We start from the raw sequence: 20,142 nt of genomic DNA, 5'->3' as shown, positions 1-20,142 counted from the left end.
AGCTCATCGGGGAAGCGGGAACAGCGCTTGAAGGCGATGGGGCTCGCCTTTTCCAGCCCGCTGGGCGTCGCCGCCGGAATCGAACGCACCGGCGAGAGGCTTGGATCGCTCGAACTGGAAATTTTCGGCCATATCGAAATCGGAACATTTTTCCCCAACGATCGCATATCGCTCGCGGAGCGGCCGTCTCATCTGCGCGTCGGGATCAATTTCGGCAGCGCCCGGCTTGGCCTGGATCGGGATGTAATCGCCGATTATCTTGCCGCGCTGCGCCAGGTTCAACCCTTCGCCGATTATCTTTGCGCCAATCTGAGCGCGCCGCGCGCCGGCCGCGACGGAAACAGCGCAGAGGTCCGACGGCTCCTGAGCGACCTGCGTGCGGAGCGCGACCGCCTGGCGGCGCGAAACGGGCGCCGGACTCCGCTGCTCGTGAAATTCGGCGCCGGAATGGCCGGCGCGCCTTTTCCGGCCGCGCTTCAGGAAGCGAAAGACCTCGATCTGGACGGAATTGTGCTCGTTTGCGCAGACTTGGTGCGAATAGCAGAAGTCAGGGCCGGGATCGAAGAAGCCGTCCTGATCTCGGTCGGCGGCGTTCGCGGCAGCGACGATGTCGTCTTGCGGCTTGGCGCGGGCGCCGACCTCGTCCAGACGCATAACGCTTTCGCGGAAGGAGGCGCGGCGGCTTTTCGTCATTGTGCAAAATGACGCGCGGCCCATGGATGCGGGGCAGCGCAGTCGGCGACAGCAGTTCTCATTGGCGCCGTTTTCGCGTTCATTAAAGAGCGGACAGGCGGCAGCCTCGCCGCAAGGGCTGAAGCCGACGCTTAGGCCGCCGGCTGGAAGCCGAAATCTTGCAGTCTGAGCATCAGGTCGGAAAGCGTATATTGCTCGAGGACCGCGATAAAAGTGTCGAGGCTCTCGTGCAGGATTGTGCGTAGCCGGCATTTGGGGGTGATGACGCAATGGTTGTCGGACTCAAAACATTCGACCAAGGCAAAATCCGGCTCTGTCGCCCGGACGACATTGCCGAACCTGATTTCCCGCGGCGGACGGGCCAGCCGCAATCCGCCGCCGCGTCCACGCACGGGCGTCAGGTAACCCGCGTTGGTCAGGGTTCTCGCGACTTTCATGAGGTGGCCGCGTGAAATCGCGAGATGACCGACGACATGTTCGATGGTCACGAGGCGCCCGTTCCTGGCTGCGGCGTAAATCAGCAGCCGGAACGCGAAATCAGTGAAACTCGTCAGCTGCCTGATCCATTCCGTCAATCGGGTGGCGAAGGCTTTGAGCCGCCCCGGCGTCCAACAATCAATACGCGGTTTCCGACCGCTCGCCGGGTGCGCTATTCGTTCAGGACGCGCGCCACGGCTTCGCCAAGGATGAGGGCGTGATTGTGCAACTCGTCGCGCGCCGCGTAAATGAGCGTGAGCTCGCCGCCGCGCGCGGTCCCGGCAAGGTCTCGCAGAACGTCGCTTCTTTCCGCGAGCTCCAGCTGGTAACGACGTCGAAATTCGTTCCAGCGGCCCTGATCATGACCGAACCAGCGCCGCAGTCCGGCGCCCGGCGCGACCTCTTTCAGCCACAGGTCGATCGCGGCGTCGTCCTTGCGCAGGTTGCGAGGCCACAACCGATCGACCAGAACGCGCTGGCCATCGGCGGGCGCCGGCGGAAGATAGGCGCGTTTCAATCGAAGACTCATGGCGTCGCCGTAAAGATTCGGGACGTGGGCGCGTTATTCCGCGCCGGCGCAGATTGTCAGCCGGTGCTCCAGATGCGCGGGCGCCGCATCCCGGCGATTTTGCAGGCCGGACCGGCATAGCCGGAGGGAAAGAGTTCGAAAATGCGGTTGCGGGCCGCGCCTCGGGTCTCAGCCAGGTGGCGGATGACGAAGCGCACGTCCGGCGGAACCTGATGCTCTTCGTGATAGCCGCGCATGAAGCGAAGGACGTCCCAATGTTCGTCGGTCAATTCAATCTGAAGATTGCGCGCGACGTCGCGCGCCCATTCTTCGCTCCAATCCGACGGATCCACGAGGTAACCGTCGGCGTCGATTTCGGGCTTGGGCATGGCTTCCTCTCGTTTGTCGGGTTGTTGGTTCGCGAGAAAAATTACGCCGATTCTCCGGAAACGCGCTTACTCCCCGTGGCGCTCAACCGGCATAGGACCCAGGCCCGCGCCATTCGCGCGCGGTCGGTTCGAAGACGCGCAGCAAGTCGACTGCTCGGTAAGCGATCTGGTCGATGATGTCATCGACGCTTCTGGGTCCCAGATAGAAGGCCGGAACCGGCGGCATGACGACCGCCCCGGCCTTGGTCGCCGCGGTCATCGCGCGCAGATGGCCGAGATGGAGCGGCGTTTCGCGCGCAAGCAGGATCAGTGGGCGGCGTTCCTTGAGGTGAACGTCGGCGGCGCGGGTCAAAAGGCTGTCGGAGTTGCAATAAGCGATCGCCGAGAGCGTCCGGATCGAGCAGGGCGCGACGATCATGCCGGCGGTGGGGAAGGAGCCGGAAGCGATCGGCGCCCCGATATTGTCGATGTCGTGCCAATGATCCGCTCGGGCGCGCAGCCGTCCCAGCGCCTCCGGCCCGATTTCCTCGGCGAAGGTCCGTTCGGCGGCCCGTGACACGATGACATGGGTCTCGGCCCCCAGGCTGTGCAGCAGGTCGGAGATGCGCTGGCCGATCGCCGCGCCCGAAGCTCCACTAATTCCAAGGACGACGCGCGGCTTCATGTCCTGTCTCCGAGGCAGCCAAGATCACGAGCGATGCGCGGCCAGAGGGAGTCGATCTTCTTTCGGATTTCGGGCGTCATGTCGAGCGTGCGTCCCCATTCGCGCCTTGTTTCGGGCCCAATCTTGCGGGTGGCGTCCAGACCGAGCTTGCCGCCAAGGCCCGGCTCCGGCGAGGCGAAATCGAGATAGTCGATCGGCGTGTTGTCGAGCCTGACCAGATCGCGCGAGGCGTCCATCCGTGTCGCCATCGCCCAGGCGACCTCCTTCCAGTCGCGCGCGTCGATGTCCTCGTCCACGACGATAATCGTCTTGGTGTAGCTGAACTGCGGCAACATGCCCCACAGGCCCATCATCACCCGACGCGCATGGCCGGGATAAGATTTGCGGATCGCGACAATCGCTGTGCGATAGGAGCAGGCTTCCGGCGGCAGCCAGAGATCGGCGATTTCCGGCATCTGACGCCTGATGGTCGGGAGGGCGAGGTCGTTGAGCACAACTCCGATCACCGAGGGCTCGTCCGGCGGCTTGCCGGTGAAGGTCGTGAGATAGAGCGGGTCGCGCCGGGTGGTGATCGCGGTCACTCGCATGACAGGAAAGGATTCGACGCTGTTGTAATAGCCGGTATGGTCGCCGTAGGGGCCTTCCGGCGCGGTTTCGGTCGCCGAGACATAGCCTTCGAGGATGATTTCCGCATCCGCGGGAACCAGCAGGGGCACGGTGAGGGCGGGCGCGACGCGCGGGCGCTCGCCGCGCAGCGCGCCGGAAAAACGCAATTCGGAGACCGTTTCCGGGAGCGGCAGCACGGCGGAGAGAATGGTCGCCGGATCGGCGCCGATCGCCACCGCGACCGGCATGTCCTCGCCGCGCGCGGCCCAGGCGCGATGGTGCGCCGCGCCGCCGCGATGCGCCAGCCAACGCATGATCGCGCGATCCTTGCCCAGAACCTGCATGCGATAGACGCCGACATTCATCCGCGCCGTATCGTCGGGATCGGAATCAGGCGGCCGGCTGAAGACGAGCGGCCAGGTGATCAGGGGCGCCGGCTCGCCGGGCCAGCAGGTCTGGATCGGCAGGCGTCCCAGATCGACATCGGCGCCGAGAAACCGCTCCTGCTGGCATTCCGGCCGCATGACCGGATTGGGCCGCGTCGCCAGCGCGGCGCGAACCATGGGCCAGCGCCCGAGCGCGTCGCGCAGGCCGTCGAGCGGCGCCGGTTCGCGCAGGCCCGCCAGCATCTCGCCCAGTTCGCAAATCCCGTCGCGCTTTACGCCGAATCCGTCGGCGACGCGTTCGGGCGTTCCGAACAGATTGGCGATCACCGGCATGGCCGCTCCGCCCGCGCGTTCGAATCGCAGCGCCGGACCGCCCGCGAGGAGAACGCGGCGATGCACTTCCGTCATCTCGTGGATGAGGCTGACCGGTTCGTCGATCCGGGCGAGCTGGCGCTGCTCCTCGAGGTGAAAGAGGAAGGCCCGCAGATCGCGGAAGGGTGGAAGCGTGCGGAAGGACATATCCTATCCTAGCGCGAAAGGAGGCGACGCCTCTTGACGGCGGTTAAAGCGCTTCGGGGCGGCTTCTGCTTTAATAGCCTTCATGCCCAGCGCGAACGCCATCCCCTTTTTCCCGACCGCGGGCGCGCTCGCCCTGCGGCTTGCGCCCCTGGCGCCGCTGTCCTTCGCCGCGGCGAGGCTGGCGCGGAGCCTCGGGCGCCGCCATCCGGCGCTTTTCAAGCGCCTCGGCGACCAGACCGGCAAGACATTCCTGCTCGATCCGACCGACCTGCCTTTCGCTTTCCTGCTTTCGCCGCGTCCGGAGGCGCCCGGGTTGAAAGCCGTTCGGCGGAGCAGCGCGGGTTCCTGGGACGCCCGCATCGCCGGCTCTCTGGCGGCGCTGATCGGCCTCGTCCATGGCGCCTATGACGGCGACGCCCTGTTCTTCTCGCGCGACCTCGTCATCGAAGGCGACACCGAGGCCGTGCTCGCGCTGCGCAACGCCATCGACAATGAAGAGATCGATCTCGCCCGCGAAACAGCCGCCCTGTTCGGACCATTCGAATCGGTCGCACTGCGCCCCGCCCATGGCCTGGCTGCGCTGGCCGCGCGCTGGACCGGCGTCGCTTTCAAGCGGCCCGAACGCGGGACATGGGAATGACGGTCGGACAAGCCCTCGAACTGGTCTGCCCGGCCGGAACGCCCGCCGCCCTACGCGCGGCGGTCGAGGCCGGGGCTCATGCCGTCTATTGCGGCTTCAACGATGAGACCAATGCGCGCAATTTCCCGGGCCTGAATTTTTCGCGCGAGGAAATGGCGGAAGCGATCGCCTTCGCGCACCGCCACGGCGCCAAGGTGCTGGTCGCGCTCAATACGTTTCCGCGCGCCGGCGCATTTTCGCAATGGAGCGCGGCGGTGGACGATTGCGCCCGGTTCGGAGCCGACGCCGTCATTCTTGCCGATCTGGGGCTGCTGGAGGACGCGTCGCGCCGCCATCCCGGACTGCGCCTGCATCTCTCCGTGCAGGCGGCCGCCGCCAATGCCGACGCGATCAATTTTTATGTGCGGACCTTCGGCGTGAAGCGCATCGTTTTGCCGCGCGTGCTGACGGTGCAGGAAATCGCCGCCATCAACCGCGAAATCGAGGCCGAGACAGAAGTCTTCATTTTCGGCGGCCTTTGCGTCATGGCGGAGGGACGTTGCTCGCTGTCGTCCTACGCCACCGGCAAATCCCCGAATATGAACGGGGCCTGTTCTCCCGCGAGCCATGTCGAATATCGCGAGGAAGGCGGCGCTCTCGTCTCGCGGCTGGGCGGCTTCGCCATCCATCGCGTCGCGGCGGGCCAGCCGGCGCCTTATCCGACCCTGTGCAAAGGTGTTTTCGAGGCCGGCGATTACAAGGGCCATGTCTTCGAGGATCCGGTGAGCCTCGACGCGGCGGCGCTGATTCCGCAACTCGCCGAAGCCGGCGTGACCGCGCTGAAGATCGAGGGCCGGCAGCGCAGCCGCGCCTATACCGAGGCCGTGGTTCGCAGCTTCCGGCGGGCGCTCAACGACCATGCGGCGGGACGCCCCATTGCGGCGGGGGAATTGCGCGCTTTGACCGAAGGGCAGCAAACCACGGCGGGCGCCTATCGCAAAACGTGGCGATGACGCCGCGCCGATGGGAGGACATGGTGGCGGACAGAATCTTCAACCTCACGCTCGGGCCGCTTCAGTTCAACTGGTCCGCCCAGAAATTCGTCGACTTCTATGCGGCCATCGCGGATGAGGCGCCGGTCGATCGCGTCGTCATCGGCGAACTGGTCTGCTCCAAGCGGGCGCCCTTTTACGCGGACCGGATCCCGGCGGTCATCGAAAGGCTGGAGCGCGGCGGCAAACAAGTCATCCTCGGCTCGCTGGCGCTGGTCACGCTCGAGCGCGAACGGCGCGCGGCCCGCGAATTATTTGAACAGACGGAGCACGAAGTCGAAATCAACGACCTCACCCTCATGAATTGGGTGCGGGACGAAACGCCGTTCTCGGTTGGTCCGCTTGTGAATGTTTATAATGAAGCGACGCTGGCCTTTCTCGCCGAAAAGGGGGCGCGGCTCGTGTGCCTCCCGCCCGAACTGCCGATCGCCTCGGTGGACGCGCTCGCGAAAGCCGGCAAAGGCTGCCGCGTCGGCGTCGAGGTTTGGGCCTATGGCCGCATACCGCTCGCCGTTTCGGGACGTTGCTATCATGCGCGCGCCCATGGCCTGAGCAAGGATTCCTGCCATTTCGTCTGCGAGAACGATCCGGACGGCCTGGCGACGAAGACGCTCGACGGCGTGGATTTTCTGGCGATCAACGGCATTCAGACCTTGTCATATCAGTTTGCCAACCTGATCGGGCGCATGGATCGTCTGGCCGAGGCGGGCGTGACGCATTTGCGGCTGTCGCCCCATACGGGAGACTTCGTGGCGGTGACGAAAGTCTTCGCGGATGTCGCCGCAAGCCGAATCTCGGCCCGGGAAGGCTTCGCTTTGCTGAGCGGCGCCAATCCCGAGGCCGCGTTCACGGACGGTTTTCTGTTCGGGAATTGCGGGGCTGCGGCTCTGGCGCCGTTCTGAATGCGGCCTCGAACAACGGCGCGCGAAAGACGAAGAGAAACAGGGCGAAGCTCGCTGACCACGCCATCGCCGACGTGACAAGAAGGACCCGCGGTTCGGCGGAAAACGCGGCGCAGACGCGCGCCGCCGCGGCGCCGAGACAGAGAACGACGGCCGCCTCGGCGCCGCGCGATGGCGCGAAGGCGCGATGGCTGTTCTTCCTGATCATGCTTGCCATGATGGCAAGACTCATTCCGCCGAAACCGCCGATCGTCCAGACATGCAGCCCCGCGCTTGCCGGCGCCGCATCCGGCGCCAGCGCGTGAAAGGCCAGCAAACCAAAACCAAGGGGAATCGAAGCGTAGGCCGCGTAAAGCGCGAGCAGCGGCGGCGAATCGAACGTGCGGCGACCGAACCACGACGCCATCCGCACAATCTGGCTCGCTCCGGCGGCGGCCAGAAGTGACGCGCATAGCGCGCCCTTCGGCGAAACAAGCCAGCAGCCGATGCCCGCGACGACGAGAACGGCGGAAATCCGCTCAAGCGCCCGACCGCGAGGCAATGGTGGGGGGGAGCCGCGCAATTCATCGAATCGCGCCGTCAGCGCGGGCAGAACCCGGCCACCAATCAGGACGATCAAGCCGGTCATCGCGCCTATGCAGAAATTCATGGCCAGCGCGCGTCGAGCGATGCCGACGTCGCTCGAATAGACGAGGCCAGAAACCGCATGAATGGCGAGCAGGAGCGTCGTTTTTGCGTTGCGGCGGTCCTGCGCCCGCCATATGTGGACGGCGACGATGAAGGTCAACAACAGGCCGGGCGCCGCCGGGAAGGACGCATAAGGCGATGGATGGACCGGAGCGAACCGCGCCGCGATCCAGACGCCAAGCATGGCGGGAGTCGCGGTTTTTGGCAGGCGCAGCCCGGTCCAACGCGGCAGGGCGGTCAGCAGAAATCCCGCCAGCGCGGCAGTGACGAAACCGAGCAGCAATTCACGCTGGTGCCATACGGCAATTTCCGCAATGGTCGCGGGCCGCGCCTCAAGCGCGACAATCCAGCCGCAGCCGACGGCGATGGCGTCGAGCGCGGCGAGAGGGAAGAAAATGGCGAAAGGCGGCGGCGCCGATGAGTGCTTCATCCGGCGGAGGTTCGATCTCGAGTTGCACAAATTCATTCGCCCGCAGTAACGGGAGGCGGGCTGGATAGCATGGTTTGCGGCGTCTCGCTGCCGCTTCCGGCCGCTGTTTGTCCGTGCGCAAATTCGACGCCCTTTTGCGCGTTTCGCGCCGCCGCCGGGATTGACGGTCGCGTCCCGCGGCCGATTAATCGTCGGCGCCAAGGGGAGCCTCGCCAAGAGGCTGAGAGGTCGCTGAAACGTCCAGGCGCGACGACCCTGATCAACCTGATCCGGTTCATGCCGGCGGAGGGATGGCGCGCAGCGCGTTCTTTCTCGCTTCCCATTCCGGATCTTTCGACAAAGTCGAGGGGACATTGCGCGTCAGAATCATCGGCGCCGGCGTCGCGGGCCTAACCGCCGCCTATGAATTAGCCTCCCGCGGCGCCGAGGTCGAACTCATCGAACGCGAAGATGGTCCCGGCCGCGGCTGCTCCTGGTATGCCGGCGGAATGGTCGCGCCATGGTGCGAACTGGAGTCGGCCGAGCCATTGGTTTGCCGGCTGGGCGTCGAGGCGCTGGACTTCTGGACGCGGCGGATTCCCGTGGCGCAGACGCGCGGCAGTCTGGTCGTCGCCACCCCGCGCGATTTTGCCGAATTGCGGCTTTTCGCCCGCCGCACCATAGAATTCGAAGAGATCGGCGGCAATCGCATCGCCGAACTCGAACCGGACCTCGCCGGGCGGTTTTCGCGCGCGCTCTATTTCCCAAAGGAAGCGCATCTCGATCCGCGCGCGGCGCTGGAGACAACGACGCGCCGCCTCGCCGCAATGCCGAACGTCCGCCTGCGCTTCGGAACCGACGCCACCACGGCGGAGGGCGATTCGGATTGGACCATCGATTGCACCGGATATTCGGCGAAGTCGAAATTGCCGGGCCTGCGCGGCGTCAAGGGCGAGATGATGGTTCTCGCCGCGCCGGACCTGAATTTCTCGCGGCCGATCCGCCTTTTGCACCCGCGCCATCCTGTCTATGTCGTGCCGCGCGAGGAGAACCGCTTCATGATCGGCGCGACGCAAATCGAAAACGAAGAACGCGCGCGCGTCACCGCGCGGTCGCTTGTCGAACTGATCAATTCCGCCTATGCGGTTCATCCCGCCTTCGCCGAGGCCGAAATCGCGGAAACCGGCTCCGATCTGCGGTCCGCCTTCCACGACAACCTGCCGCGCATCCTCGTCCGCGACCGGACCATTTTCGTCAACGGGCTATTCCGCCATGGGTTTCTGCTGGCGCCGTCGCTGGCGCGGCAAACGGCGGATTATGTCTGCAGCGGCGTCGCGGCACCGGAAACGATGCGCGCGCCCCAAAAGGCTTAATCCTCAGACACGCTCATCGCTGTGGGCGCCGTCGCCTCGGCTCAAGTGGGGCAAGCACTGCAATACTAGAACAATCAAGACGGTGAAGCAACTTGGATGGCTTGTCGCCCGCAACGGCGTCAGATTGCATCAGTATTTGACGCCATGCCTCACGCATAATTTCGCTTTTTGATGGGTGGCGCGGCATCGTTTACATGCGATTCTCGGGGCTCTATTATGTTGATTAACGTGATGGGTGCCGTCCACATATGACCAACCTTGGCTTGGCCCTCGCCTTGGCATCCAGTCCAACCGAAGCGGTGTCATAAACTGCGGCCCACTATGAGCAATATCGGCCGAAGGGCCGCGACTGGCGGCGGCTACGCCCACGCACAGCAACCGATGAGCGTTCAGTAGAATTTCGGTACGATGGGTGAACAAATACTCAAATGGCAGCCGAGCGGCCCGCCGCTCGGCGTGAACCTTTAAGAGTTGGTCATAGCATTGCCGAGGCCTGGTCAGGTTGTCCGTCAGCAGATGAACGCAGTGCTCTTCACAATTGCCGGAGACGTCGAGTTCGCGATCACGCTCCGAGCGTTGGCGAGGGGGGCTCGCCACCCCGCCCCCGAGAGTTGGAGGACGGTCCGCACAAAGGCGCCATTTTTCTCGAGGCCGACGTGACGCGTTTTACGCACAGGTTGCGTCGCGGCGGCATTCCGAACAATGGGATGATTTGATCACCGGAATCCGGGCGCCGCCTGAGTGGCTGCGCTTCGCCGTCTGGCAGGACGGATCGTCATGGAAGCTGCAAACGCGGCCGCGCCCGAGCGCCTTAGCGCGATGAAGCGCAATGTCGGCGTAGCAGACAATTTTTTCGATGCGGTCCCGCGCGTTCGGGACAATCGTTGTGGTGCCAATCGCCGCGATCCCGGAGGCCGGCGTCGCCGCCCCGAGCCGAATCGCATTGGTTTTAATGATCGAGAGGAGCTTGTTCCCGAGCTTCATCGCGCCCGCGTGGTCGGCGCCAGGCGCCGCCACTGCGAAGATTTCGCCATTGTAATGCACCATGGATTTGCCGTCGCGGTCGGCCTCGTGGAAAATGTCGTCGCCGACGGCGGCCAGCAGAGCGCGATCGACTTGGCCTGACGGGACTTCGCCCGGAGACCGGTCGATCCCGACATCGACCAGCAACAGGGAGATCGGCTCGCTCGTGGCGACCGCCTTCCGCCACGACCGCAACAGTCCCTCGTCGAATTTCCGGCGCTTCCAGAGCGACGAGAAGCGGGTGGGCGCTTGTTTCCTTTCGCGCAGGCTATTGCCGAACGGCGCCCCGACGTAGCGTCGCATGCGTTCGACGTCCAGGATCGTCACCTTCTCGCGATCGACCTCGACCCCATGTGCGCGCAACTGGACGAGCGCGCGGGAAAAACTTTCCGACGTCGCGCCGACCAGCATGGCGATCAGCGTTTTGCTGAAGGGCAATGTGATGACGGTCCCTTCGTTTGCCGCTTCGATCTGCTCAAGGAGGAAGGAGGCGACCCGCTGCGAAACGGAATGTGTCTTGAGTTGTTCAATCTGTTTGACCAGACCCGCGCGCACGTCGGAGCAAAGCGCCAACAAATCCAGGGCGAAGCCCGGATTCACTGCCATTGCCGCGCGTAGAGCCATAGCATCGAAGCGAATGACGCGCGCGAAGGACACGGCTTCCGCCGTCGCCAGATGGCGGCCGGCCGAGAACATCGACGGCTCGAAATAGACCTGCCCGGCGGTCAGGACGGAAAGAACCGCTTGTTCATGGCTTCCGGTTTTGCGGCAGAGCTTCACGCAACCCTCGGCGACGACAATAAGGGCGTCGGCCGGCTCGCCCTGCGCGAACAATGTTTCGCCGCCCTGATAATCGTGAACCGAAGCGGACCGCACCAGCGATGCCAGAAGGTCGGCCCCTGCCGCCATCAACAGGGGAGATGTCAGCAGAACGTCCTGGTCTCTTGCATCCATGCAGAAATTCCCAACCGCGCCTTTTTGACGCAAGTCAGTATCATCAGTTCGCCGAGGCGCGATTTGATCGTTGTCAAATGGGCGTGGCCAATTCATAGGCGTGCGCAATTATCGTGTAGAGCCAACAGGCGGAAATTTGCCAATTTTGCGAGTGGTCCGGGATAGTCCGCGAGCAGGCGGTCCGCTTTCGTGACTATCGCCGTCCCCGGCGTACTGCTGCGATTATAGACCAACATCGTGGCTAGGTGGCGGTCATGCCGGCGCGAGCGCGAGCCTGACATTGTGGCCATTGTCGGCAAGACGTCGCGCCGGGCGCTTGGCAAGAACGACGCGCCGCTCCATCTCGTCTCAGCCAGAGCTTCGCGCGAACGCCTCGTGCTTGGGCAGGAAGCCGTCGACGAGAAAAGCATCAAGATTGTCACCATTCCGCTTTTGCTCGACGGTTCGAACATTTCGGCTCGCTCGTCGTCGTCGACGCCATGGGCTGCCAGAGGATTTGCGCCTGCGCAAATAAGGTGAATCGAATACGCATTAAATAGAGCGCGAGCGGCGCCGTTTGGTGCTCAAACGCTCGTTGAAAATCTGTGATCCAACTGCTCGTTGAGAAGGATTTCTGATGACCAATTCAATGGAAGGAAAAGTCGCTGTCGTAACCGGCGCCAGCAGCGGTATCGGTTGGTCGATTTCGCAACGGTTGATCGAATCTGGAGCAAAGATCGTTGCATTCGCCCGTAATGAGGTGAAGTTGGCGGAGTTAGCGCGCAACTTTCCAGGCAAGGTCACACCCGTGACCGGGGACGTGACCCGAAAAGAGGATCTCGAACGTCTCGTCGACACGGTGCGAGAGAATTTCGGCAAAATTGACGCCGTAATTCCAAACGCCGGCATCGCACGGGTTCGACCGTTTGATGCTTCTGGCAGCGACGATATCAATGAACAGTTTAGCGTCAATTTCGTCGGCGCCTTTGAAACAGTGCGCCATTTGACGACATATATCCAGCCTGGCGGCGCAGTCGTCTTCATCACGACATTCTTGACCAAAGCGGCGATTCCAGGATTGAGCGTCTATAGCGCATCAAAAGCCGCCCTTTCCTGTCTGACCCGCAGTCTTGCGGCTGAACTGGCTCCAGAAATCCGCGTAAACGCCGTCGCGCCGGGACCTATCGCCACGCGGATCTGGGGCACGGTCGGCCTCGACCCGGAAACGCTCGACGCGGTCGGTAAGCAGGTGTCGAGCCGACTGTTTCCTGGGGCTTTCGGCAAGCCCGAAGATATCGCCGGCGCCGTCGCGTTCCTCTGTTCCGACTCCGCAGCCAATATTTTCGGTCACGAATTGATGGTGGACGGCGGATATACCTGCGGCTAAGGCGAAAAGCGCAAGAGCGGTGCGAAGCGGTCATTCTGTCAGCAGCGGCGACGGCTCATCGCGAGTAACGCTGGAAACTCCCGGCTGACGCTTGCCAGCCGCAGGGTGGCGAATTTCGACATGAACGGAAAGCTTTTGAAAACTGAATCGCGAAGAGACGCCAGCGCAAGGAGGCGCGGGGCAGCTATGCAGCGAATTCAATTTTCGATTGGCGGAGCGCGAGCGGGCGCGCGATAATCGCGCTCGCCGCCTGAGCCGCGCGCGACTGCGACGTTCCAGCGCGCGTGACTGGTCAGCGGCTCGGGCGGGTCGAGCCGTGCAGGCTGCGGTAAGCGAAGCGGCGCCCCGGCCGGCGCAAAATAGCAGAGCTGACATCAATCTTCATACCGCGCCGGCGCGTCCGGCGTCTCGCGCCGCTCTCCCGCGATCTATGGGACCATGTACAAATCATAAGGAATGGCGGATCGCTTCAGGCTTCGTAGTCGCCTTCACCGAATTCCGCTTTGTAGACCTTATCGCGGGCTATTAATCGGCTTGTTCGTCGCCCGGGAAGCACTCGCAATTCTCAAAGAAGCGCAGCAACAACCGGACCTGAATTAACCGGCCGCTTTTGGTTGCTTGGCCACCCCAGCGCCCAGCCATTCTTATGGGTTTCGTCGGTCACCACGTCGCGGCAGGTCCAGTTTGGCCGGCCTACTCGACGATGTCCGCCTTTATGCTCTCAACGAAGGCCAGCACCTGAGAGCGTTCCGGGTCGGGAACTTGGAATTTGTCTAGCGTGGCGTGCAGGCAGCTAAGGAATATTTGCCAGTCGCTTTCTTTGACGCCCATGCCCTCGTGGCTGAGCTTCATATCGCGACCGACATAGTAGCGGGGGCCGCCGGCCGAAGCGCAGAGAAAGTCAACCAGCAGCTGTTTTTCGCGCCGTATGCCGTCCGTTCCCCGGTTCTTCCAAAAGCGCCCGAGTTGCGGGTCCGTCATCAAGCGCGGCAAAAGATCATCGCATACGGCGCTAATGGCATCGTAGCCGCCGAGGCGGGCATAGAGGGTCTGAGACATGGCGTCATCCTCGCGGCGTCGACAAACTTCGGCGACGCTGACCTTTTCACATGTTAGCTCGCGTCGACTGGCGGCTTCAAGTGCGGAGAAGGTTCTTGCGGCTGTCGGCGGCGACTGGCGGGAAAAACAAAACGAGCCGGCCTAGCTATCGCCCCGATCCTCAAATTCGCGCCGGCAATGCAGGTGCTGATCGAGGAGGCGCTGCCGGATCGGTTTATCGAGAAACAGAATGCTGGAACGGCCCGACAAGGTCGACGGGGAACAAAGTAACGCCATAATCGACCTATCTTGATGCCGCTGAGGGACCTGCCATCATTTTGCGGGGCCATATGACAAAACCGAAACTCTTAATGGACGCTGTGACCGGGAAAACTGGGATCGTCGCCGTGATCGCCCTCATCGGCTTGGCCAGTTCGGCCTATGCCCAAGAATATTGGCTCACGTCGGGAGGCGTATATCGGAACCAGTTTCGATATGCGTGCGACAACGGCGACGAAGAGACGTGCTGGCGTCTATAGCAAATGCATAATCAGTGGTGGCAACGACAAGGGTGGCGGGAACAAGATGAACAGGGCGAAGATCAGTTGGATTGGAGCGTTATTCCCGCGAACCTGAGGCTGAACGACCGCATGGAACGCCCGCCACGGAAGCACTGGCGGGCGTTTCGCGTTTTCAGGCCCGGCGTCGATACAGGTCAGAGAAAAGCCCCGACGACGCGCACCGAATGTCTTCGCGGAAGCGACGCCGCGTCAATTGTAAGAACGAACACCGGCGTCGAGGACGGATCGAGACATGACGAATGTTAAAACGATTGCATCAGCGTCCGGTACAATATGGCGATGGCGCCGAAACCGATCCGCTGACAATTGTCGCGCTCTGCCGGCTTCAAGCTTCAGGCGGCCAGTGTGGCCATGAACGGTTTACCGGCGATCAATGTCGCGCGGCCAAGCAGATGGGGCAACAAGATTGCGCGTCAGAGGGCGCTTTCACCAGGCGTCGCCGCCGTTTCCGCGTTCAAGTCATGGCTCGAATGCGAAGCAACCGATCGATTTAAGGACGAAGCGCGCTCCACCTTGCGCGGAAAGAACCTTGCGTGCTAGTGCGAACTTGGCGTGCCTTGCGGCCGACGATCCCATGGCGGACTACGACACATGCTGGCTTTGGGAGGAGTTGGGATTGTTGGGCGAGCGCCGCTGATTGGGGGTAAGGAAAAGAGGAAACGGCAGAGGTCGACCCGATGCTGTCTTACGGCGGCGATACGCCGACGGCTGCAAGACGCTTCGATGCGGTCATACAATAATTACAAACGCGGTTGACCGCGTTGGGGGGACAGCCTTTTCCGCGCCCGGCGTCAAGACTTTGGCGTCCGTCGGAGCGCCAGACGCCGACGATGGAAAAGCTCTTTCCAATCGATCTTCACGAAGAAATACATGAACGGCACGATCAGCAGCTGGCTGACAAAAAAATAAATGCCGAAACCAAGGACTGCATCTCCCGCGTCAAGGTCGAATTTGCGTCCGGCGGCGGCGGCGCTCAAGATCCAGAAGGAATAACTCGTCAGCCTGCCGAAAAAGAACGGCGCGGCGGCGAACGCGATGTTCAAGCTGCTGAGGCCGTAAGCAACGAAAAGATGATTGGACGGCAAGGGACCCAGCGCAAAGACCATCAAGGCGACGGCCGACACCGCGCGATGCGCTTCGATCTTGAGGCGGATTTCGTCGATGTTTCTTCTTGAATCCTCCCTGAGCAATCTTCCTCGCAGAATGAGACGCGACAGTTTCGCAAGGACGATGCGGCCGGATGTGGCGGCGGTCGCGCCGGTCAAAGCCAGGGCGAACCAGTTGATATCGGGCGCGCCGACGCTGAAGGCCGAGAGCGCCGTCCAGGTTGGCGGCGCAAAGGCAGGCAGGACATTCAGCAGAAAAACAACCAGGAATATGCTCGCAAGGCGCCAGCCGTCGGGGGGCATCATGTCCAGCGCCGTCAGACTCACGACATCACCCTGATCCGCCTGTGATGCGCGCCGCAGCGGCGTTACGGCCCGAAATCGACTGTGACGACGCTTTCCATAGGACGATTTCATCCGCAAGAACAGGCGTTGCGCTGCCGATCCTCGCCATTCCGGCCCCGAGCGCCTGTCTGCAGGAACCCGAGTGCGAGTTCCTGTCCGTTTGACCCATCGCAACGCGCAATATCGCTTTCCCCTTCAGGCTTTGCGGCAAGGCCTTTCGAAATTGAAGCGTGGACCATGTCCTACAAGACAATACATTTCTTCGTGAATGTGAACGAGACCGCCCAACCGAATGCGGTGATCGACTATGCGGTCGAATTCGCGCGGCGCGAAGACGCGCATCTGTCTTCGCTGGTCACCGCGCAGCGCCTCGATCTTGGCCCGATCCGCATCTTGCCCCTGGCGGACGCCGTCGCCGAACAAATCGATGACGAGCGCCTCGCCAAAGCGAAAACAATCGCCGAGCACATAGAGTTGACGACCAGGCTGGCGGGAGTGAACGCCGATTGCTCATTGGTCCATGCCGCACCCGACCGCGCGCGAAAATCCGTCATCGCCGCCGCGCGGCTCTGCGATCTTGTCATTACGGCGCAACCGAATAACCTTTTGTCCTCCGACGAAAAGCTGATCGAAAATGTCATGTTCAATTCGGGCCGTCCGATTCTCGTGGTCCCGCCGTCATGGCAGTCGGGACCTTCGCTCGAGAGCGTCGTCGTGGCATGGGACGGCGGCGCCCATGCGGCGCGCGCGGTTGGCGACGCCGCGCCTTATTGAGCAAGGCCGGTCGGGTGGAGGTGGTGCATGTCGCGGCCGACCCGAACGCGGATGCCGCCGGCGCTGACCTAGCGCGGCATTTGAGCCGGCATTGCGCCAAGCTGGACGTGATTGTCTTGCCGATCAGAGAAGCCGACGCCGGCAGAACGTTGCGAGACCATCTGGCGTCGATGCGGGCTAGCCTCCTCGTCATGGGCGCCTTCGCTCACGCGAGGCTGCTCGAATATGTTGTGGGAGGCACGACCAGCCTGATGCTGACCGAAGCAAAGATTCCGGTGTTCTATTCCTATTGAGCAGGACGGCGGTCGGCGCCAACGAGGACCAGCCATGGAATGCGGCGAAAATTGCGTTTTCTTAATGCGGCTGCCGCTGCAACAGCTATCTATTCGTTCAAATAGCGCTGGAGGCGCGAAATGACGACTTCCGAGCGATACGATTCAGTCGCAATCGCCTTGCATTGGTCGATTGCCGCACTCATCGGACTGGCCTTCGTCATCGGCCTGACTGTCGACGACTTTCCCAAAGAAATGACGGGGGCAGTGATCAATGTCCATGCCTTGCTCGGCCTGACGGTGCTTTTGCTGTCCTTGTTCCGCCTGGTCTGGCGTTTAGGGCATCCCGCGCCCGACTTGCCGGCGACGATGCCGCCGCTGGCGCGCAATGTGGCGAAAATAACCCATGCTGGGCTTTACCTGCTGATGGTCGTTGTCCCGATTATTGGAATTCCGACGCTGTTGTGGCGCGGCCGCGGCCTGGATTTCGGCTTGTTCCAAATCGCGTCGCCCTTTGCGAGGACGCCGGAAATCTTCCGTCCTCTGACCGAAGTGCATGAGATCGCATCTTTTGCGCTGATCGGCCTTGCCGCAGCCCATATATTGGCGGCGCTTTACCACCAATATATCCGCCGCGATGCGATCCTGACGCGCATGTCGCCGTGGCGCGGTTGACTCAAATTTGGCGCGGGAGACGAGGGCGCTCGCCTCCCGCGCCAACTTCCTGGAAATTTTCGCGGTGTTTGCGATCCGCATCTGGTCACGCCAGCTTCTTGCCAGTGAACATGGCGCGGACGAGGTTTTCGCCATATTCGACGCTGGCGAGGGCGACGCCCGCCAGATGGAGCATGACGAGGCCGACCATCGCATAGGCGCCGGCTTCATGCGCCTCCTTCAGCCAATGCGAGCCCCAGAAGGCGTCCGTGGTCAGCATCATTCCGGTCACGGACAGATACGTCAGCAAGCCAAGCATGGCGACGATCATATAGCCGCCGGCTGGATTGTGCCCGAGACGGCGCGGCGCCCCGAGGCGCAGGCTTTGGCGCAGGAATGCGACCACTTCGCTTGGCGACCGCAGGAAGCCGGAGAAACGCGCGTTGCGCGGACCGACAAAGCCCCAGACGACCCGCAGCAGGATCAGAACCGCAATGATGTGGAGCCAGTCGATCTCGTCGCCTGTCGCGAAGGCGCAGACGAAGAGGGCGAGGAGGCTTCAGTAGAACGGGCGCACGAAGGGGTCCGACACCCTGACCGTGGCCGGCGGCGTCGCGCCGCCGGCCTGTTCGGTCATGACCGGAGCGGTCATCGATCCACGTCCTAGTTGGCGACGCCGCCCGCGACGATGACGCCCGAGGTCGGATCGACGAAGAGTTCGCCCTTCTTGCCGGTCTTGTCGATGACATAGAATTCGCCACAGGCCTTTTTGATCGCGACGTCACGGACCTGGTATCCCATGGCGGCGACCTTGGACTTCAGGACGTCGAGCGAAAGAAAGGCCGACGCGGGCTTGTCGGTGCAGGGACGGCCAAGGCTCCCAGCCTGCGCGGCGCCGGCGGCGCCGAGAAGCGTGGCGAGGCTCGCGAGAACGATCAACTTGCGCATCTTGTTTCCTTTCATGGCCCGGACCGACAGCGCCGGGCGATGGAGAGCGTTATGACGGGGGCCGCATGACAGCCGGCTGATCGGTCGCGTCACCGATTTGTCAGCTACAATCAGCGAGGATGGATTGACGCAGGAGGAAGTGATTGTGTTGCGCGCGTTCCCGGTTCTTTTGGCGCTCTCGCTTTTTCTTGCCGCGCCGGTTCGGGCCGCGGCCGACGACGGCGCAGCCGACCAGGACGCGGCGCGCGCCGCCGTCGAGAGCGGCGCCATCCTGCCGCTCGAAAGGATCCTCGCCCGGCTCAAGGGACGCCTTCCCGGCGAAATCGTGAAAGTGAAGCTCGAACGCGATCGTGGCGGCTGGACTTACGAATTTCGCGTGATCGACGCACAGGGCCATTGGCGCGAGACTGCGGTCCACGCCGCAACTGGCGAAGTTGATGCCCCCCCTATCCGAACAGCGAGGCCAGATAAAAGGCGGCGCCGGCGGCCAGACCGCCGACCAGAGCGGTTTGCAGGCTCGATTTCAGCGGATTGGCGCCCGTCAGCTTGCCCTTCACCGCGCCGAAGACCAGCAATACGAGCGCGAGCTTGCGGAGCGCGCCGTTGAGGAAATCCATCGTCGCCTTGAATGGGTGCCGGCTGACGTGCGCGCCCGGCTGGACAAAGAGCGCGGTCCTCTCACCTGGCGGCCGATGCCGCAGGCGCTTTCGTGGCGCAAGTCGTGGTCGCCGGGCGTGCTCTTGATCGGCCGCAAGGGCGATTTTCCTGAAATCTTTGGAGCGTGACCGATGGCTCGCCATGACGACGATCACGACGAGAACCCGCCCGGTATTCCGTCCTATGTTTTGAAGGCGCTGGCGAAGGCGCAAGCTCGATTGGGGGAATCGTGCTGTCAGCGACGGAGCAAACGTTCGATGTTGACAATCCGGCGCATGTCGCCGCCGCCGATGAGATTGCCGCCACGCTTAAGCCGCTTCGTCCGGAGTAGACATCATTCCCGGGTAAGGATAGGCGGATTTGAATCAGCGCCGCGCAAGACTGTGCATAGTTTACCCCGTAATTTCAATGACATAAGTGTTCGCAGTTTTATCCTGAGTGGCGCGCCATTTCCGACACCACTCATGATAAAACTGCGAACACCGTGCATATAATGCACTGTTTTCATTCTTTATTCTCGCGATGATCTCTTTTGGGCAACCGCATTCCTTAAGATTCGCGACGTAGCCTCGACCTTTGAAGAGAACCATCGCTTGTGGGCCGATTGCGGTCAAAGGTCGAACGTCCGAAAAAACGAAAGTCCAGCCGTCGCCCAATTCTTTCGCAGGCCGGATATTGGGGACAGCCATTCAGACAAACTTGGACTTGCCAATATGTTCTCTTTATGTTCTATTGGCGTAAATTGTGGTCGGAGATGTTGTTTCGATGGGTGCTGAGGCTTTTCCGTGGATGATTTTTCACCGCCTCGCGCCTCCCGGAGACGTAAGTGGTGCTTCTTCCGACGAGAACGGTCCCGCAATCGGTCCGATCCGGCTCTTGACAAAGACAGGCGCAGGTTTTGCATCCCGTCCAGTTGACGAGTTGAACACGCTATTTGCCTATGTCGTCGAGCGTCCCGTCGATTGTTCCGATCTCGTCGAGAGATTGAAGGGCGTCGCGGCGGCGCTGAACGAAGGGGAGCCCGCGCGAGCCGCGTTCGCCACATTGTTCATGGATCTTCCTTCCCTGTCAGAAGATCAAGCTCTGCGTGCGGCAGAGGCAATAAGACTGGTCAAGGCGTCGCCCGACGATCCGGAACAT

Annotated in this window: 22 protein-coding genes, 2 pseudogenes and 1 riboswitch; of the genes and pseudogenes, 12 read left to right on the top strand and 12 right to left on the bottom strand. The window is 62.5% G+C overall.

Translation table 11 applies throughout. The annotated features are described in order from the left end of the window. Nucleotides 1–36: 36 nt before the first annotated feature. Entirely contained in the window at nucleotides 37–705 is a 669-nt protein-coding gene (locus QZ409_RS13725) for a dihydroorotate oxidase (RefSeq protein ID WP_296712407.1), read from the top strand. Between the two features lie 119 nt (nucleotides 706–824). On the opposite strand, the gene QZ409_RS13720 is transcribed toward QZ409_RS13725, so the two are convergent. The 5 genes from QZ409_RS13720 to QZ409_RS13700 form a co-directional block, all read right to left on the bottom strand. After that, nucleotides 825–1,268, bottom strand: coding sequence for an Rrf2 family transcriptional regulator (locus tag QZ409_RS13720; protein WP_342394843.1), 444 nt, complete (start codon nucleotides 1,266–1,268; stop codon nucleotides 825–827). A gap of 74 nt (nucleotides 1,269–1,342) precedes the next feature. Further along, nucleotides 1,343–1,699 (bottom strand): DUF488 family protein, encoded by a 357-nt coding sequence (locus tag QZ409_RS13715; protein ID WP_296712313.1) that lies wholly within the window; start codon nucleotides 1,697–1,699, stop codon nucleotides 1,343–1,345. 56 nt (nucleotides 1,700–1,755) lie between these two features. Continuing rightward, complete coding sequence (locus tag QZ409_RS13710; RefSeq protein WP_296712310.1) at nucleotides 1,756–2,067, bottom strand: TusE/DsrC/DsvC family sulfur relay protein; 312 nt, start codon at nucleotides 2,065–2,067, stop codon at nucleotides 1,756–1,758. 82 nt (nucleotides 2,068–2,149) lie between these two features. Further along, nucleotides 2,150–2,731: a UbiX family flavin prenyltransferase gene (locus tag QZ409_RS13705; protein WP_296712307.1), complete on the bottom strand. Its 582-nt coding sequence runs from the start codon at nucleotides 2,729–2,731 to the stop codon at nucleotides 2,150–2,152. Continuing rightward, nucleotides 2,728–4,242 (bottom strand): UbiD family decarboxylase, encoded by a 1,515-nt coding sequence (locus QZ409_RS13700; protein ID WP_296712304.1) that lies wholly within the window; start codon nucleotides 4,240–4,242, stop codon nucleotides 2,728–2,730. Before QZ409_RS13700 ends, QZ409_RS13705 begins: the two co-directional genes overlap by 4 nt. Before the next feature lie 82 nt (nucleotides 4,243–4,324). Between QZ409_RS13700 and QZ409_RS13695 the strand changes: the two genes are divergently transcribed. The 3 genes from QZ409_RS13695 to QZ409_RS13685 are packed head-to-tail and all read left to right on the top strand — an operon-like array spanning nucleotide 4,325 to nucleotide 6,815. Further along, a complete protein-coding gene (locus tag QZ409_RS13695) occupies nucleotides 4,325–4,882 on the top strand; it encodes an SCP2 sterol-binding domain-containing protein (protein ID WP_296712302.1) in 558 nt (185 codons plus the stop codon). Beyond that, a complete protein-coding gene (locus tag QZ409_RS13690) occupies nucleotides 4,879–5,874 on the top strand; it encodes a peptidase U32 family protein (protein ID WP_296712297.1) in 996 nt (331 codons plus the stop codon). Before QZ409_RS13695 ends, QZ409_RS13690 begins: the two co-directional genes overlap by 4 nt. Before the next feature lie 23 nt (nucleotides 5,875–5,897). Beyond that, complete coding sequence (locus QZ409_RS13685) at nucleotides 5,898–6,815, top strand: U32 family peptidase (protein WP_296712294.1); 918 nt, start codon at nucleotides 5,898–5,900, stop codon at nucleotides 6,813–6,815. On the opposite strand, the gene QZ409_RS13680 is transcribed toward QZ409_RS13685, so the two are convergent. Beyond that, complete coding sequence (locus QZ409_RS13680) at nucleotides 6,760–7,932, bottom strand: NnrS family protein (RefSeq protein ID WP_296712289.1); 1,173 nt, start codon at nucleotides 7,930–7,932, stop codon at nucleotides 6,760–6,762. The genes QZ409_RS13685 and QZ409_RS13680 overlap by 56 nt on opposite strands. Nucleotides 7,933–8,122: 190 nt before the next feature. Beyond that, a riboswitch (TPP riboswitch) is annotated at nucleotides 8,123–8,240 on the top strand. 45 nt (nucleotides 8,241–8,285) lie between these two features. On the opposite strand from QZ409_RS13680, the gene QZ409_RS13675 reads away from it, so the two are divergent. Then, nucleotides 8,286–9,284 (top strand): FAD-dependent oxidoreductase, encoded by a 999-nt coding sequence (locus tag QZ409_RS13675; protein ID WP_296712286.1) that lies wholly within the window; start codon nucleotides 8,286–8,288, stop codon nucleotides 9,282–9,284. Nucleotides 9,285–9,950: 666 nt separating this feature from the next. On the opposite strand, the gene QZ409_RS13670 is transcribed toward QZ409_RS13675, so the two are convergent. Continuing rightward, on the bottom strand, nucleotides 9,951–11,261 hold the full coding sequence (locus QZ409_RS13670) for a cyclic nucleotide-binding domain-containing protein (RefSeq protein ID WP_296712283.1): 1,311 nt from the start codon (nucleotides 11,259–11,261) through the stop codon (nucleotides 9,951–9,953). A 261-nt stretch (nucleotides 11,262–11,522) separates the two neighbouring features. Here QZ409_RS13670 and QZ409_RS13665 point away from each other — a divergent pair. Beyond that, nucleotides 11,523–11,752, top strand: a pseudogene (locus tag QZ409_RS13665) (ISAs1 family transposase); the annotation flags it as partial. A 125-nt stretch (nucleotides 11,753–11,877) separates the two neighbouring features. Then, on the top strand, nucleotides 11,878–12,627 hold the full coding sequence (locus QZ409_RS13660) for an SDR family oxidoreductase (RefSeq protein ID WP_296712281.1): 750 nt from the start codon (nucleotides 11,878–11,880) through the stop codon (nucleotides 12,625–12,627). A gap of 693 nt (nucleotides 12,628–13,320) precedes the next feature. Here QZ409_RS13660 and QZ409_RS13655 read toward each other — a convergent pair. Continuing rightward, the gene (locus QZ409_RS13655; RefSeq protein WP_296712278.1) at nucleotides 13,321–13,686 is read right to left on the bottom strand and encodes a group 1 truncated hemoglobin; all 366 of its coding nucleotides are present in this window, start codon (nucleotides 13,684–13,686) and stop codon (nucleotides 13,321–13,323) included. A 911-nt stretch (nucleotides 13,687–14,597) separates the two neighbouring features. Here QZ409_RS13655 and QZ409_RS13650 point away from each other — a divergent pair. Next, the gene (locus QZ409_RS13650) at nucleotides 14,598–14,786 is read left to right on the top strand and encodes a DUF4326 domain-containing protein (RefSeq protein ID WP_296712402.1); all 189 of its coding nucleotides are present in this window, start codon (nucleotides 14,598–14,600) and stop codon (nucleotides 14,784–14,786) included. 251 nt (nucleotides 14,787–15,037) lie between these two features. Here QZ409_RS13650 and QZ409_RS13645 read toward each other — a convergent pair whose 3' ends face one another. After that, the gene (locus QZ409_RS13645; RefSeq protein WP_296712275.1) at nucleotides 15,038–15,679 is read right to left on the bottom strand and encodes a hypothetical protein; all 642 of its coding nucleotides are present in this window, start codon (nucleotides 15,677–15,679) and stop codon (nucleotides 15,038–15,040) included. Between the two features lie 255 nt (nucleotides 15,680–15,934). Here QZ409_RS13645 and QZ409_RS13640 point away from each other — a divergent pair, with 255 nt between their 5' ends. The 3 genes from QZ409_RS13640 (at nucleotide 15,935) to QZ409_RS13630 (ending at nucleotide 17,418) form a co-directional block, all read left to right on the top strand. Beyond that, nucleotides 15,935–16,471, top strand: coding sequence for a hypothetical protein (locus QZ409_RS13640; protein ID WP_296712272.1), 537 nt, complete (start codon nucleotides 15,935–15,937; stop codon nucleotides 16,469–16,471). Next, on the top strand, nucleotides 16,468–16,764 hold the full coding sequence (locus QZ409_RS13635) for a universal stress protein (RefSeq protein WP_296712269.1): 297 nt from the start codon (nucleotides 16,468–16,470) through the stop codon (nucleotides 16,762–16,764). Before QZ409_RS13640 ends, QZ409_RS13635 begins: the two co-directional genes overlap by 4 nt. Nucleotides 16,765–16,884: 120 nt before the next feature. After that, nucleotides 16,885–17,418, top strand: coding sequence for a cytochrome b/b6 domain-containing protein (locus QZ409_RS13630; protein WP_296712266.1), 534 nt, complete (start codon nucleotides 16,885–16,887; stop codon nucleotides 17,416–17,418). Between the two features lie 85 nt (nucleotides 17,419–17,503). Here QZ409_RS13630 and QZ409_RS13625 read toward each other — a convergent pair whose 3' ends face one another. The 3 genes and pseudogenes from QZ409_RS13625 to QZ409_RS13615 form a co-directional block, all read right to left on the bottom strand. Beyond that, entirely contained in the window at nucleotides 17,504–17,884 is a 381-nt protein-coding gene (locus QZ409_RS13625) for a cytochrome b/b6 domain-containing protein (RefSeq protein ID WP_342394844.1), read from the bottom strand. A gap of 176 nt (nucleotides 17,885–18,060) precedes the next feature. After that, nucleotides 18,061–18,345 carry a PepSY domain-containing protein gene (locus QZ409_RS13620; RefSeq protein ID WP_296712262.1) on the bottom strand — a complete coding sequence of 95 codons (285 nt, stop codon included), beginning with the start codon at nucleotides 18,343–18,345 and terminating at the stop codon, nucleotides 18,061–18,063. Nucleotides 18,346–18,791: 446 nt separating this feature from the next. After that, nucleotides 18,792–18,926: pseudogene (locus QZ409_RS13615) on the bottom strand (VIT1/CCC1 transporter family protein); the annotation flags it as partial. A gap of 841 nt (nucleotides 18,927–19,767) precedes the next feature. Between QZ409_RS13615 and QZ409_RS13610 the strand changes: the two are divergent. Continuing rightward, a partial coding sequence (locus tag QZ409_RS13610; RefSeq protein WP_296712257.1) for a hypothetical protein occupies nucleotides 19,768–20,142 on the top strand: 375 nt, incomplete at its 3' end.

This window comes from Rhodoblastus sp. (assembly GCF_019449565.1).
Taxonomy (GTDB): Bacteria; Pseudomonadota; Alphaproteobacteria; order Rhizobiales; family Beijerinckiaceae; genus Rhodoblastus.
Note: the sequence above shows the minus strand (reverse complement) of the source record. Positions and strands in the feature narration are given on the sequence as shown.